Annotated in this window: 12 protein-coding genes and 1 tRNA gene; 4 read left to right on the top strand and 9 right to left on the bottom strand. The window is 70.5% G+C overall.

Annotated features, from left to right (window positions below):
• Positions 1-12: 12 nt before the first annotated feature.
• Positions 13-1,227 carry an L-talarate/galactarate dehydratase gene (locus GPA03_RS02400; RefSeq protein WP_156250393.1) on the bottom strand — a complete coding sequence of 405 codons (1,215 nt, stop codon included), beginning with the start codon at positions 1,225-1,227 and terminating at the stop codon, positions 13-15.
• Positions 1,228-1,264: 37 nt separating this feature from the next.
• Complete coding sequence (gene kdgD, locus GPA03_RS02395; protein WP_156250392.1) at positions 1,265-2,176, bottom strand: 5-dehydro-4-deoxyglucarate dehydratase; 912 nt, start codon at positions 2,174-2,176, stop codon at positions 1,265-1,267.
• 99 nt (positions 2,177-2,275) lie between these two features.
• Here kdgD and GPA03_RS02390 point away from each other — a divergent pair, with 99 nt between their 5' ends.
• The 3 genes from GPA03_RS02390 to GPA03_RS02380 all read left to right on the top strand — a co-directional run bounded on the left by GPA03_RS02390 (position 2,276) and on the right by GPA03_RS02380 (position 3,816).
• Complete coding sequence (locus GPA03_RS02390; protein WP_156250391.1) at positions 2,276-3,175, top strand: LysR family transcriptional regulator; 900 nt, start codon at positions 2,276-2,278, stop codon at positions 3,173-3,175.
• Between the two features lie 49 nt (positions 3,176-3,224).
• Positions 3,225-3,668 (top strand): hypothetical protein, encoded by a 444-nt coding sequence (locus GPA03_RS02385; protein ID WP_156250390.1) that lies wholly within the window; start codon positions 3,225-3,227, stop codon positions 3,666-3,668.
• Between the two features lie 75 nt (positions 3,669-3,743).
• Positions 3,744-3,816: transfer RNA gene (locus GPA03_RS02380), tRNA-Asn, on the top strand.
• A gap of 84 nt (positions 3,817-3,900) precedes the next feature.
• Here GPA03_RS02380 and GPA03_RS02375 read toward each other — a convergent pair.
• From GPA03_RS02375 to GPA03_RS02350, 6 genes are all read right to left on the bottom strand, one after another.
• Positions 3,901-5,445, bottom strand: coding sequence for an HNH endonuclease (locus GPA03_RS02375; RefSeq protein WP_194239489.1), 1,545 nt, complete (start codon positions 5,443-5,445; stop codon positions 3,901-3,903).
• Positions 5,446-5,573: 128 nt separating this feature from the next.
• On the bottom strand, positions 5,574-5,891 hold the full coding sequence (locus tag GPA03_RS02370; protein ID WP_156250389.1) for a hypothetical protein: 318 nt from the start codon (positions 5,889-5,891) through the stop codon (positions 5,574-5,576).
• The gene (gene dnaG / locus GPA03_RS02365) at positions 5,891-7,852 is read right to left on the bottom strand and encodes a DNA primase (RefSeq protein WP_156250388.1); all 1,962 of its coding nucleotides are present in this window, start codon (positions 7,850-7,852) and stop codon (positions 5,891-5,893) included. Before dnaG ends, GPA03_RS02370 begins: the two co-directional genes overlap by 1 nt.
• Before the next feature lie 10 nt (positions 7,853-7,862).
• Positions 7,863-9,269, bottom strand: a complete 1,407-nt coding sequence (locus GPA03_RS02360) for an MFS transporter (protein WP_156250387.1) — start codon at positions 9,267-9,269, stop codon at positions 7,863-7,865.
• On the bottom strand, positions 9,266-9,844 hold the full coding sequence (locus GPA03_RS02355; protein ID WP_206673434.1) for an ArsR/SmtB family transcription factor: 579 nt from the start codon (positions 9,842-9,844) through the stop codon (positions 9,266-9,268). The genes GPA03_RS02360 and GPA03_RS02355 overlap by 4 nt, the downstream gene beginning before the upstream one ends.
• Before the next feature lie 151 nt (positions 9,845-9,995).
• Positions 9,996-11,255, bottom strand: a complete 1,260-nt coding sequence (locus tag GPA03_RS02350) for a deoxyguanosinetriphosphate triphosphohydrolase (protein ID WP_156251304.1) — start codon at positions 11,253-11,255, stop codon at positions 9,996-9,998.
• A 90-nt stretch (positions 11,256-11,345) separates the two neighbouring features.
• On the opposite strand from GPA03_RS02350, the gene GPA03_RS02345 reads away from it, so the two are divergent.
• Entirely contained in the window at positions 11,346-13,061 is a 1,716-nt protein-coding gene (locus tag GPA03_RS02345) for a glycoside hydrolase family 13 protein (protein WP_156250386.1), read from the top strand.
• A 6-nt stretch (positions 13,062-13,067) separates the two neighbouring features.
• Here the strand turns inward: GPA03_RS02345 and GPA03_RS02340 are convergent, their stop codons facing one another.
• Entirely contained in the window at positions 13,068-13,955 is an 888-nt protein-coding gene (locus GPA03_RS02340) for a sugar ABC transporter permease (RefSeq protein ID WP_156250385.1), read from the bottom strand.
• Between the last annotated feature and the right edge of the window lies 1 nt (position 13,956).

Genomic DNA, 13,956 nt, shown 5'->3' with positions numbered 1-13,956 from the left:
TGGCCGCAGCCCTCAGGGTCGCGCCCCGGCCTCGGCGGTGGCGACAGTCCAGGCGTGTGCCTGCTCGCTCAGCGTGATCCCCAGGCCGGGCCGGTCGGAGAGCCACATCCGTCCGTCGCGGATCTCGAGGTGCTCGTTGAACAGGGGGTCGAGCCAGTCGAAGTGCTCGACCCACGACTCCTGGGGGTAGGCGGCCGCCAGGTGGCAGTGAATCTCCATGATGAAGTGCGGCGCGACGTCGAGATGCTTGGCCTCGGCGTAGGCGGCGAGCTTGAGGTACTGGGTGACGCCGCCGACGCGTGGCGCATCGGGCTGGACGATGTCGACCCCGCCACCGTCGATCATGCTGACGTGCTCGGCGACGCTGGCGAGCATCTCGCCGGTCGCGATGGGGGTGTCGAGAGAGCGCGCGAGGGCCGCATGGCCCTGCACGTCGTAGGCGTCGAGCGGTTCCTCGATCCAGACCAGGTTCATCTCCTCGAAGATGCGGCCCATCCGGATCGCCGTGTGACGGTCCCACTGCTGGTTGGCGTCGATCATGATCGGCACATCGGGATCGAGGTGTTCGCGGACGGCGCTGACGCGGGCGATGTCGGTGCGCCAGTCCGGTTGGCCGACCTTCAGCTTGATGCCACCGATGCCACGCTCAAGCGCGGCCGCCGCGAGGTCCTTGACCTCGTCGATCGGAGTGTGGAGAAATCCGCCTGAGGTGTTGTAGGTACGGACGGAGTCTCGGTGACTGCCGATCAGCTTGGCGAGCGGAAGGCCGGCCCGCTTGGCCTTCAGGTCCCACAACGCGGTGTCGATCGCGGCGATCGCCTGTGTGGCCAGGCCGCTGCGCCCCACCGAGGCGCCGGCCCAGCAGAGCTTGGTCCAGATCTTGTCGATGTCGCTGGGATCAGCGCCGATCAGGACGTCGGCGATCTCGTTGGCGTGGGCGAACTGCCCCGGGCCACCGGCGCGGTTCGAATACGTGAAGCCGATGCCGCTCCGGCCGCCCTCGGTGGTGATCTCGACGAACAGGAACGCGACCTCCCTCATCGGTCGCTGCCGGCCGGTCAGCACCTTCGCGTCGCTGATCGCGGTGGCGAGCGGAAGCAGGATCGAACGGAGCTGCACGTGGGCGATGCGGTCGAGTGTCGCAGCACCCGGCTGGTCGGCCAGGAGTGGCGCCTCCGGGCCAGCGAGCGCACTCGCGCGGGAGGGGGCGGTAGCGGGCTGGGTCATCGTGTTCTTGTCCTCCTTGAGCGTGGGTGCTGCTGTGTCATCGGACCGTCTCCAGCAGAGCTCCGAGCTCGCTGACCTCGGCGTCGTTGAGCTCGGTCAGAGGTGATCGGACGGGCCCGGCGTCGCGGCCGATCACGCGCATCCCGGCCTTGATGATGCTGACGGCGTACCCCGCGCCACGATTGCGCAGGTCGCAGTACGGGATCACGAACTCGTCGAGCTGGGTGAACACGTGCTGCGTATCGCCTTCCCGGACCGCGCGATAGAAGTCCATCGCCCAGCGCGGGATCACGTTGTACAGCGCAGAGGAGTAGGTCGTCAGACCCAACGAGAGATACGGCAGTGCGTACATCTCCGCCGTCGGGAGCCCCCCGACATAGAGCAGCCGCTCCCCCAGTCGCGAGTAGATGCTGGTCATCTGCTCGATGTCGCCGACGCCGTCCTTGAAGCCGACGAGGTTCGGGCAGTCGGCTGCGAGCCGCTCCACGGTGTCGGCGTCGTAGCGCGCGTTCGCTCGGTTGTAGACGATCACGCCGAGGTCCGTGGCCTGGCAGACAGCGCGGGCGTGGGCCTCGAGACCCGCCTGCCCGGCCTCGGTGAGGTAGGGCGGGAGGAGCAGGATGCCGTCGGCCCCGGCGGTCTGAGCTGATTGCGCGAGCTCGACGGCGATCGCGGTGCCGTACCCGGAGGGTGCGATCACCGGCAGGTCGGCCGGCGCTGCCTCGCGCGCGGCACGCACCACCTGCTCGACCTCGCCGAGGGTCAGCGAGAAGAACTCCCCGGTGCCACCCGCCGCGAACAGCCCCATCGCGCCCTCCGACCCGAGCCAGGCGACGTGCTCGCGGTACGGGGCCTCGTCGACGTCTCCGGCGCTGGTGAAGTGGGTGACCGGGAACGACAGCAGCCCCGAGCCGAGCGTGTCGGCGACCTCGTGCGGCGAGCGCACCATGAGCAGTCCTCTCGGGCGGGGATGACATCGGCAGCCTAGAGCGGGCGCGTCATTGCCGTCCAAGACCCGTTCAGGATGCATTGATACCGTCTGAGCATCATGTTCACCCTGGATCAGGTGCGCGGTTTCGTGGCCGTCGCCGAGGAGCTGCATTTCGGGCGGGCGGCTGCCCGGCTGCAGATGACCCAGCCGCCGCTGAGTCGGCTGATCCAGAAGCTCGAGCGCATCGTGGGCGCGCGACTGCTGCACCGGGACCAGCGATCGGTCACCCTGACCGCGGCGGGCGAAACGTTCCTCGCTGATGCCAGGCGCATGCTCACAACCGCGGACTCCGCGCTCCAGCGCGCTCGCCTGGTGGAGGCAGGCGCCAGCGGGACGGTTCGGCTCGCGTTCACGGCCGGCTCGGCGCTCGGGGTGCTGCCCGCGATCCTCGACGTCGCGTCCCGATCGCTGCCCGGTGTCCATCTCGAGCTCGTCGAGATGGTGAGCACCGATCAGGCGGCACACCTGCTCGAGGGGAGCATCGACGTCGGGCTGGCTCGGCCCCCGTTCGACGAGGCGACCCTCCGCTCCCACCCCATCCAGCACGAGGACCTGCTGCTGGCGGTGCCGGCCACGCACCGCTGGGCGACCGGGAGAGCGCCTGCTGCCCTCGCTGAGCTGGTGGGCGAACCGATGATCGTCTACTCCCCCGCCGACGCCAGGTATTTCCACGACCTCGTGGTGCGGCTGCTGCCGCCGCCCGGCGCCACGGCGGTGCACGAGGTCACGCAGGTCCTCACGATGCTCTCGCTCGTTGCGGCGGGGCGTGGGGTGGCGATGGTTCCGCGGTCCTCGCAGCGGCTCCACCTGGAGGGCGTCGTCTACCGCGAGATCAGTGGCTTGCCGGCGGCGCCCGTGGAGCTTCATCTCCTGTGGGCTGCCGACAGTCCCAACCCGGCCGCCCATGCGCTCGTGGACCTGGTGCGGGCGGAGCATCGCGACGGTGTGGTGGACTGAGCGCATGTTCAAGCGTGTGCAGCGGGCGCCTTCGTTCGTGACGAGCGCGGTGACGGAACGCCCCCTCGCGTGGGCTGAGCTCGACGGCGATCGCTGGCTCGTGCTGACGCGTTCCGAGGTCGCACTGGTCACGGAGGAGGTGCTGACATGGCGGCGACCCTGGCACGAGGTCGAGCGCGGTGAGTGGGACGGCGACGCCCACACGCTCGCCATCCACTGGGTCGGCGTGCCGGCGCCAGAGGTCCTCGTGACGGTCGAGGAAGGCCCGCGCGACCTTCCGCTCACCTTCCGGGAGCGTGTCGACGCCAGCGTCGTCTACTCCGAGAGCGAGCCGGCCCGCGGCGGCGGCACACTGCGCGCCGTGGTGCGCCGCAGCCCGGAGGACAAGCTGATCACCCAGGTGCTCGCTGTCGGGCGGGTGCGCCCGGGGCCGGAGCTCGAGGCCCAGATCGACGCCCTCGAAGCCCGGGTGAGGGACGCCGCCGGGATGTGAACCCAGGTGTGATGTGGGCCGCATATTCAGGTGCAGAAGCACCGGCTCTGGCCCGGTATGATCGTCAGGCCGCGATCCCCTGTAGCTCAATTGGCAGAGCAGCCGACTGTTAATCGGCAGGTTGTTGGTTCGAGTCCAACCGGGGGAGCATCAGCAGCAAGGCTCCGACCACGACGCATCGGGGCCTTCGCCATACCCTCATGCTGCGCGACCTTTCATACTGCGCGCTTGCTCACGCTACGGCGCGCACCCACTTGAGGAAGGTCTCCTCCCCTTCGGAGTAGTCGACGTGTGGACCACTCCGCACGGACGCCGTGCTGGGCAGGATGGGCGGAACCTGCTCGCGGTCGTCGTGCTCGCGGTCGTCGTGCTGGCGCGTGGTGGACCCGGGCAACCTCGGTGAGCCGCTGAGATAGACGTGACCGGTAGGCGTTCGGGTCGCGACGACGTGCCGTTCATCCTCCGCCGGGTCGCGCTCCTGGGCGGGGTCCCGAGCCTGGCCCACCGGTTCGGATCTCCATCCGGGTGCCTGTTTCGCATAGTTGTGCAGCTCGCACCCCGCCTGCGAGTTACAATCCGTCGTGAGGCCGCCCTCAGCGACGCCGACGACATGGTCGATGTGCCGGGCCGGTGCATCGCACCACGGCACCCGACAGGTGTCGCCGTCGCGCAACCGGACGAACTCGGCCAGCCCGCGCGGCGCCTTGCGCCGCTTCGAGTCCATGCTCACCAGCTCGCCGGAGCGGGGTGCCATGTACAACCGCCGGACCCAGGCCGCGGCGTCGTTGCTGGCTCGGTCGACCATCTCGCGTGCCGCAGCGGCGGGGACGGGTCCGTAGCCCGGCAGGGTGGCGGGCTCGGCGTCGTGACTGGTGAAGAGCGCGCTGTCGGTCATGACCAGGTTCACGAGCACGCCGGGTGAGGCGCCCTCGGCCTGCCCGGTGACCCTGGCGACCAGCGCATCGGCCATGACCTGCCCGCGGGAACGGGGATCTCCCTCGCTGCGTGCGGAGTCGGCGTGCTTGCTCAACGCGGCGAACGCCGCCACCCCTTCGGCGACCGGCACCAGGGCCGTCAGGTACGCCATGGTGTCGGGCGCGGGCCGCAGGGAGACCCTGCGCTCGCTCTCGGCGCGGGAGCGGCGCTCGACGATGCTTGCCGGATCCTCGCGGCAGGCCCAGGCTCTCGCGGCCGCAGCGACCGCGCGGTCTCCCATCCCGGCGAGGACCTGCGGGTCCGCGCACAGCTCCTCGTCCAAGCGGACCCGGTCTTCGAGAGTCAGGGTCGCCGACTCCTTGGCGAGCAGCACGGCCCGCCACGGCGACAGGTCACCGGCTGCCAGTCGGCGCATCGTGTGCGGCATCTCGGTGCACAACACCTTCCCGAAGCCCAGGAACGACCGACCCCGGGTGCCGGACTCGCGACGTGCCAAGCCGACCTCCGCACCGACGCCACGGCCGCGCCGCGCCGGTGGGACGCCCTGCTCGGCCTCCTGCGCCCGCCGCACCCGATCCAGCTCGACTGCTGCCCGTGCGGAGACCGCCTCCACCGCCGACGACAAACCGCTCAGCGCTGACAGCAGATCCACCAACCAGGTACCCGCGTCGGGCGTGGCCGCGGAACCGGCATGAACACTGATGCCAGGCAACCCATCGACGGCTGCTGCACCGAGGGCGGCGGCGTCGTCACGCACGCGATCGAGCAGGGCGTGCGCAGCCGAGGCAACGTCGGCTGCCAGACCCACGTCAGTCGCGTCGACCGCACCGTCCTCGAACATGTGTATGAGTGTAGAGCCGACCTCCGACAACGCCCGTCGGGCGCAAGATCATGCCGAATCGTCGCCGACCGGACCCACGCTGGCCACGCAGGCAACCGGGCACCGACGCTCAGCCCGAGCCGTGACCGCTACCACTCCACGGTCTCGGCGTCGCCGCCGTGGCGTTCTCGATAGATCTCGAGCAGCTCCCGTGCTCTCTCGACCTCACCCCGCGCGAGCATCTGCAGCCACGGCCGAAGCCAGACCATCGCGGGTTCCTCGAGCCATGCGCCGAACTGCTCGAGGACCTTCTGGGCGGAGAACCGCCCGCCATGGTTGTGGTAGCCGACCCCCTCGGCGACGCCGATGGCCAGACCCTCGTCAGTATCGAACGAGACCATGACCTCGCGGACGTACACCCCGTGGCCGCGCTCCGGGAACCAGGCGACGCGGTGGTACGTCGCCACTACTCCGCCTGCAACGACCGCCGTCGCTGCTCGAGCTCGAGCAGCTCGGCGAAGGTCGGCTGGTAGGCAGGATCGTCGGGCTCTGTGCGCTGCAGCCGCGCCTTCACCTCGCCGATCTGGCGGTTGAGGCCGAGTCTGATCAGCGCGACGAGCACCCCCCGCGCCCACGGGCCGATCGCCTCGGGACGATCCTCGGGCAACGGCGCCACCGCAAGCTCGGTCACCATGCCCGCCACGGGCCCGGCAGCCTCTCGCACGCCCTCGGCCCACTGCGCCGCGGCCTGACCCGCCGCGCCGGTCCCGGCACCCCTGGCGGTCAGCTCCTCCACCAGCGTGCCGTAAGCACCCACTCCCCCGACCGCGCGAATCGCGTCATGGACCGCACGGTGCGCCGGCACCGCGAAGGTGTCGGCACCGAGATCATCGAAACCGGCCGCCAGCCCGTGCTGCGGGAACTGCAGGACGGCGACCAGCACCTGCCGCTCCAGCCGCACCACCGGGTCGTCGGACTGAGGCTGCTGCCGCACCGGCGCCTGCTCGCGCCCGGCGTCGGGCGCGCCGCGGCGTTCCGGCGACCGCTCGTCACGACCGTCGCTGCGCCCGGCCCGTTGCACGGCCTGCCGCACCGAGACCTCGTCCATGCCCAGCCAGCCCGCAAGCTCGCGCGCGTACTCACCACGCAACGCGTGATCGCGGATCCTCGCGACCACGGGGGCACCCACCCGCAGCCCGGTCACGCGACCCTCCGCCGTCGACAGGTCCACCTGCCGCAGCACCGACTGGATCGCGAACTCGAACAGGGGCTCCCGGGTGCTCACGAGCTCGCGCACGGCGGCGTCGCCGTTGCGCTGCCGCAGGTCGCACGGATCGAGACCGTTCGGCTCGACCGCCACGAAGGTCTGCGAAGCGAAGCGCTGGTCCTCGCTGAACGCCCGCAGGGCGGCCTTCTGGCCGGCCTCGTCACCGTCGAACGTGAAGACCACCTCGCCGCCCACCGCGGCGCCCGAGGAGAGCATCACGCCCGCCGCGCCGCCCACACCGTCACCCAGCAGCCGCCGCACGATCCGCACGTGGTCGGACCCGAACGCCGTACCGCAGGTCGCGATCGCCGTGGGCACACCCGCCAGGTGCATCGCCATCACGTCGGTGTAACCCTCGACGACGACCACCTGCTTGCGCTTGGCGATCTCCCGCTTGGCGAGGTCGATGCCGTAGAGCACCTGCGCCTTCTTGTAGAGCGGCGTCTCAGGCGTGTTGAGGTACTTCGGACCCTGGTCCTCCTCGTACAGCCGCCGCGCGCCGAACCCCACGACGTCACCCGTGGTGTCCCGGATCGGCCAGACCAGCCGCCCGCGGAAGCGGTCGTAGACGCCCCGGTTTCCCTGCGAGGCCAGCCCCGAGGCGGTCAGCTCCGCCTCCGTGAACCCGCGACCCCGCAGGTGCCGGCTCAACGACTCCCAGCCTTTCGGCGCGTACCCGACCCCGAACGGCTCCGTGGCCGCCCGATCGAAGCCCCGCTCGGACAGGAACGTCCGGGCCGTGGCCGCCTCCGCCGACTCCAGCTGCTCGACGTAGTACTCCGCCGCGACCCGGTGCGCCTCGATGAGTCGCTGCCGCTTGCCCGGCTCCACCCCGGGCCGGGCGCCCCCACCGCCCTCCTCGTAGCGAAGCTGCACACCCGTGCGCCCCGCCAGGTGCTCGACCGCCTCGGTGAAGGACAGGCTGTCGATCTTCTGCACGAACGAGATGACGTCGCCGCCCTCGCCGCACCCGAAGCAGTGCCACAGCCCGAGCTGCGGGCGCACGTGGAAGCTCGGGGTTCGCTCGTCGTGGAACGGGCACAGCCCCTTCATCGACCCGACGCCCGCCTGCTTCAGCGTCACATGGGCGCCGACGATCTCCTCGATGCGTGCGCGCTCCCGGACCGCCGCGATGTCCTCGCTGCGTATCCGACCTGCCATGGTGCGGAGTCTATGCGCCGTCGACGGCGGTGCTCGCTTCGTCCACAGCCGGCCCCTCGTGCTGAGGTGCTGCGGCCTCCTGCTCTGCCTCCGCCGCCGCCTCCGCCGCGCGGATCTGCGCGGTCCCGACCCGGCGCGCCGCGTACCCGACCAGGGCGAGCGTCAGGATGCCGGAGATCAGGTACACCGACCGCAGCGCCCACTCGCGCGCCAGCAGCACCTCGCCCCACGTCACCAGCGCACCGCCCAGCAGCGCACCGAGCGAGATCGTGCCCCAGCCGAAGAACCGGTAAACGGAGTTCACACGACCGAGCAGCCGGTCGGGGATCAGTCGCTGCCGCAGCGACACCGTGATCACGTTCCACAGCACCACGAACACGCCTGCGGCGACGCCGCACAGCCAGAACGCCACCGCCCAGGGCAGCAGCCCCATCAGCAGCGTCGCCCCGCCCATACCCACGATCGAGACCACGAGTGACGTCCCAGGTGACAGCTTCGCCGTGACGCGCTCCGCCGTCAGGGACCCGATCACGGCACCGGCGGCGAAGCCGGTGGTGACAAGCCCGAACTGCCAGCCCTCGTAGAGCCCGAGCACCTCCTGCACGTACAGCACACTCGTGATGAACGCGATGTTGCTGAGCATGTTGAGCAGGCCCAGCAGGATGGCCAGCGTGCGGATCAGGCGGTGATTCCACAGCCACGTGAAGCCCTCGCTGATCTCGCCCTTCCAGTCGATCCTCCCGCGCGCCTCGGCGCCCGCGCCGCCCGGTGTGAACGTGCCCGCGAGCGCGAAGACCAGCGCGGCACTGACCGCCAGCAGCCCGGCGTTGATCAGGAACGGCAGCGCGAGCGCGATCGCGATCAGCACACCACCCAACGGCGGTCCCACGAAGTTGTTCACCGTGGTCTCGGCACCCCACAGCCGCCCGTTCGCCTTCTCGAGCTGGTCCTTGTGCACGACGGCGGGCATCAGCGTCTGAGCCGTGTTGTCCCGCAGCACCTCCGCGCACCCGAGCAGTAGCGAAGCCACGATCAGGGCGGTCACCATGATCGGGGCGCTGGCGGGCTCCGGCGCACCCGCGGCGAGTGCCTCAGGCGTGGGCAGCCCGTCCTGGTAGCGCAGCACGAGCAGCCCGAGGCCGGCGATCACCACGACCCGGCACACGTCCATCCAGGCCACCAGCCTGCGCCGGTCGAACCGGTCGCTGATGACCCCGGCGGGCAGGCTGAACACCAGCCACGGGAGCTTGCTCGCCACACCGACCACCGCGATCGCGATCGGGTCGCGCGTCACCGCCGAGGCGAGCCAGATCAGCGCGACCGACATCAAGCCGTCGCCGAAGTTCGCTGCCACCGCGGAGGTGAACAGCTTGCGGTAGTTCGCCCCGAGCGGCCGCTTGACGGCGGTGGTGCTCACTGCTCGTCCCGGGGCAACGGCGGTCGGCTGGTGGCGTACAGGCCGTACACGAAGGCGAACGTCGTCTCGCCGCCCGGGGGCTCGGCTGCGAACTCGAGCAGCAGCTGGTCGAGGCGGTGCCGCCACTCCTGCGCCCGCTCCTCCGGGATCCGCGCGTACCGGGCGTTGGCCGAGACCATGCCGTCGGGCATCTGGGCGATCGCCGCCGCGGCCTGCGCCAGCACCCGCTCCTCCTCGCCGACCGCCTCGTGCTCGCGCTGGTAGAGGAACACCCGGGCGGTCCGCCCGTAGTACTTCGCCTCCAGCGCCCGCACCCGCTTGGTCCGCACCACGTGCACGAGCCCGGCGTCGGCGAGCACCTTCAGATGGTGCCCGACCGTGCCCTTCGGCTTGCCGAGCACCTCAGCCAGCTCCGACGTGGTCGCCGCTCGTTCCAGCAGCAGCGACACGATCTCCTTGCGCGTGTCCTCGAAGAGAGCCCGGTACTGGCCCGGGTCGGTCAGCTCGAGCGTCTCGGCGAGCTCGTAGTCAGGGGTCGGCGGCACCACGTCGCCTCGCTCATCATCGTCGGCCATTCCCGTATGGTCGGCGAATCCCGACGGTATTGTCAAGAAGCTGGCGCGCGGTCGACGGTGAGCAGGTGGTCATGCCCCGTATGCGCGCCCGTTCCGGGCAGAACCACCGGTTCGGCGGGTGGGTGGGGACCCGAACGTGCTCCCTGAGGCGTCAGTCGGGTGTGCCGCAGAGCCGGGCGTGCCAGGCGTAGGCCGACAGGTCGGTGAGCGAAGCGACCTGATCGATGACCACGCGCAAGCGAGCACCCTCGTCGGCCGCATCCCGCCAGTCAGCGAGAAAGGGCGACTCGAGCGCGACCTCGGCCCGCTCGAAGATCGCCTCGACGAGCTCGGCCAGGACCACGCGCTGCCGGTGATAGACGGGCTCGTCCTCGCGGGGCGCCATCACATAGGCCGCCGCGATGCCCTTGAGCACCGAGATCTCGGCGAGGACGTCGTCGGGCACGACGATCGAGGCATCGAACCGCACGAGGCGGCCGCCGCCGTACTCGGCGCGGGTCGCATCACTGGCGGCGTCGCAGAACCGGCCGATCAGCTGACTGGTCATGTCCTTCAGGCGTGCCAGCGACAACCTTCCGCCGTCATACCCGGACACCCAGTACGGCAGCCGCTGCAGCCGGTCGAGAGCGTCACCGAGGGCGTCGTCGGAGACGTCCGGGTCGTACCAGTCGCGCACCTGGGTGACGACCTTGTGGTGAGCCTCGTCGCTGCCGAGGGCGACCGGGTCGACCTTGCCGAGCACGATCGCGTCCTCGACGTCGTGCACCGAGTACGAGACGTCGTCGGCGAGATCCATCACCTGCGCCTCGAGACACCGCACCCCCGCGGGAGCGCCGTCACGAAGCCATCGGAAGGCGGGCGCGTCGTCGCCGTAGACGCCGAACTTGGCGGTCACGACCCCCTGCGGGTCGACCGGGCCCTCGCCGGTGAACCACGGGTACTTGGTCGCGGCATCGAGCGAGGCGCGAGTGAGATTGAGACCGCACGGGACGCCGTCGGGCGTGAAGGTCTTGGGCTCCAGCTTGGTGAGGATGCGGAGCGTCTGGGCGTTGCCCTCGAAGCCGCCGATGTTCATCGCCACGAGGTCGAGCGCGTTCTCGCCGTTGTGACCGAACGGCGGGTGCCCCAGGTCGTGCGACAGGCACGCCGTGTCGACGACATCGGGGTCGCACCCCAGCGACTTGCCGAGCTCGCGACCCACCTGCGCGACCTCGAGCGAGTGCGTGAGCCGGGTGCGGACGAAGTCGTCGCTGCCCGGGCCGAGCACCTGCGTCTTCGCCCCCAGCCGACGCAGCGCCGAGGAGTGCACCAACCGCGCGCGGTCGCGTTCGAACGGCGTGCGCGTGGCCCGCTTCGGGGGCTCCTGGTACCAGCGCTGCACGTCGGCGTCGGTGTAGCCGGAATCCGGCATCTCGACGCTCGACCTCACGTTGGCAGACACGCACGCGAGCCTACTGGGGCCCGCTTTGCATCCGTTCCGCCTCCTGTGAAGAATGAAACGATGACCACCACCGGCCTGGACCTCGACGCGACCACGACGCTCGTCCACCCTCCCGCCACCGGGCGCGAGTGGTGGCGCAGCGCCGTTATCTACCAGGTCTACCCCCGCAGCTTCGCCGATGCCGACGGCGACGGCATGGGCGACCTTCGTGGGATCACCGCACGCCTCCCCCACCTCGTGCGGCTGGGCGTCGACGCGCTGTGGCTCTCGCCCTTCTACACCTCCCCCCAGCACGACGCCGGCTACGACGTGGCGGACTACCGGCAGGTCGACCCGCGCTTCGGGTCGCTCGCCGATGCCGACGCGCTCCTGGCCCGCGCCCACGAGCTCGGCCTGAAGGTCCTCATCGACCTGGTGCCCAACCACACGAGCAGCGACCACGCCTGGTTCCAGGAGGCCATGGCCGCCGGGCCCGGGTCGCCCGAGCGGGCACGCTACGTGTTCCGTGGGGGCAAGGGCGAGGCTGGTGAGCAGCCGCCCACCAACTGGCGCAGCGTGTTCGGAGGGCCGGCGTGGAGCCGCGTCACCGAGGCAGACGGCTCGCCCGGCCAGTGGTACCTGCACCTGTTCGACGTGACGCAGCCGGACCTGAACTGGGAGAACGAGGAGGTCCGGCTCGAGCTCGAGTCGATCCTGCGGTTCTGGCTCGATCGGGGCGTCGACGGCTTCCGCGTGGACGTGGCGCACGGGTTGGTGAAAGACCAGTCGTTCCCGGACTGGGATCACCGCACGGGCATGGTCAGCGGGAACGACGAGGACCCGGACGCCCACGATCCCGGCCCCTCGCCGTACTGGGACCAGCCCGGCGTGCACGAGATCTACCGCCGCTGGCACGCGGTGCTCGAGGAGTACGACGGCGACCGCTGCCTGGTCGCCGAGGCCTGGGCCGACGGGCCGGAGAAGATCGCGGCGTACACCCGCCCCGACGAGATGCAGCAAGCCTTCAACTTCGACTTCCTCTCGACCCCGTGGGACGCCAAGCGCCTCCGCGCCTCGATCACCGGCGGCCTGCAGGCGAGCGACGCCGTGGGCGCGCCCTGCACCTGGGTGCTGTCCAACCACGACGTGGTGCGCGCCTCGTCGCGCCTCGGGCTGGGCGAGACCGGCAAGGGCCCGAACGGCATCGGCGCCGAGGACCCGCAGCCCGACGCGGAGCTCGGGCTGCGACGCGCGCGGGCGGCGGCGCTGCTGATGCTGGCGCTACCGGGCAGCGCCTACCTGTACCAGGGCGAGGAGATCGGGCTCCCGGAGCACACCGAGCTGCCCGACGAGCTCCGCGAGGACCCGGCGTACTTCCGCACCGACCAGGCCGAGAAGGGCCGCGACGGCTGCCGCGTCCCGTTCCCGTGGGAGGCCGCCGAGCCCGGGTTCGGGTTCTCGCCCACCGGCGCGACCTGGCTGCCGCAGCCGCAGGAATGGGCTCGCTACGCCGTCGACGTCCAGGAGGGTGTGCCGGGCTCGACGCTCGAGACCTACCGCACGGCGCTGCGGCTGCGCCGCGAGCTCGACCTCGGGAACGGCCCGCTCGCGTGGCTGGGCGACCCGAGCGAGACGGTGCTCGCCTTCAGCAACGGCGACCTACGGGTGGTCGTCAACCTCGGCGAGGCGCCCGTGGCGGTGGGCACGCTCACCGTCGTGCTCGCGAGCGGACCGCTCGAGGAGACCTCCGACGGCGACGTGCTCGTGCCCTCGGACACGGCGGTGTGGCTGGGCTGACCTCGGTCAGCCCTTGACGGCGCCCGCGGTGAGCCCGCCCACGATGTAGCGCTGCAGGAACTGGAACAGCACGATGATCGGGATCGAGGCGAGGACCGCACCGGCAGCGAAGATGCCCCAGCGGGCGTCGAACTGACCTGAGACGAACTGGTACAGGCCCACGGCCACGGTCAGCTGGTCCTGCTGGGTCAGCACCACCCTGGCGATGATGAAGTCGCTGAAGGATCCGACGAAGCTCAGCAGCGCCACGACAGCGAGCACCGGGGCGACCAGCCGCAGGATGATCGTGAAGAAGATCCTGCTGTGCGAGGCACCGTCGATACGGGCCGCCTCGTCCAGCTCTCGCGGCACCGAGTTGAAGAAGCCGTACATCAGGAACGTGTTGGCGCCGAGCGCACCACCGAGGTAGACCGCGATCAGCGCCATCCGGCTGTTCAGGCCGAGGATCGGGATCGCGTCGCCCAGCGCGAGCAGCAGCAGCAGGATCGCCACGAACGCCAGCAGCTGCGGGAACATCTGCAGCAGCAGCAGGAACGTCAGCGCGTTGCGGCGGCCCTTGAACCGGAAGCGTGAGAACGCGTACGCCGCTGATGCCGCCATCATCACGGTGCCGATCGCCGAGAACCCGCCGATGATGAGCGAGTTGAGCATCCACTGCCAGAACAGCGTCTCGAACAGCGCCTCGTACTGAACGGTGGTCACGGACTGGAACAGTCCCGTGGTGCCGCTCAGCGTGCCGCGTCGCGAGAGCGAGGCCGAGAGCACGAACACGATCGGGAACGCGGCGTACGCGATCGCCACCACCGCCACGAGATAGCGCCAGGACAGGTCGCGCCACCACCGGTTGCGCTGCGCAGCCTTGCGGGTCCCGGTCACGTCGGTCACAGCACTCATC

It is taken from the genome of Pseudactinotalea terrae, from assembly GCF_009733845.1.
Classification (GTDB): domain Bacteria; phylum Actinomycetota; class Actinomycetes; order Actinomycetales; family Beutenbergiaceae; genus Pseudactinotalea; species Pseudactinotalea terrae.
Note: the sequence above shows the minus strand (reverse complement) of the source record. Positions and strands in the feature narration are given on the sequence as shown.

Excerpts from the sequence above, each read along its gene's own strand:
- GPA03_RS02400 (WP_156250393.1), bottom strand. The coding sequence starts at position 1,227 with ATGACCCAGCCCGCTACCGCCCCCTCCCGCGCGAGTGCGCTCGCTGGC.
- kdgD (WP_156250392.1), bottom strand. The coding sequence starts at position 2,176 with ATGGTGCGCTCGCCGCACGAGGTCGCCGACACGCTCGGCTCGGGGCTG.
- GPA03_RS02390 (WP_156250391.1), top strand. The coding sequence starts at position 2,276 with ATGTTCACCCTGGATCAGGTGCGCGGTTTCGTGGCCGTCGCCGAGGAG.
- GPA03_RS02375 (WP_194239489.1), bottom strand. The coding sequence starts at position 5,445 with ATGTTCGAGGACGGTGCGGTCGACGCGACTGACGTGGGTCTGGCAGCC.
- dnaG (WP_156250388.1), bottom strand. The coding sequence starts at position 7,852 with ATGGCAGGTCGGATACGCAGCGAGGACATCGCGGCGGTCCGGGAGCGC.
- GPA03_RS02355 (WP_206673434.1), bottom strand. The coding sequence starts at position 9,844 with ATGGCCGACGATGATGAGCGAGGCGACGTGGTGCCGCCGACCCCTGAC.
- GPA03_RS02350 (WP_156251304.1), bottom strand. The coding sequence starts at position 11,255 with ATGCCGGATTCCGGCTACACCGACGCCGACGTGCAGCGCTGGTACCAG.
- GPA03_RS02345 (WP_156250386.1), top strand. The coding sequence starts at position 11,346 with ATGACCACCACCGGCCTGGACCTCGACGCGACCACGACGCTCGTCCAC.
- GPA03_RS02340 (WP_156250385.1), bottom strand. The coding sequence starts at position 13,955 with ATGAGTGCTGTGACCGACGTGACCGGGACCCGCAAGGCTGCGCAGCGC.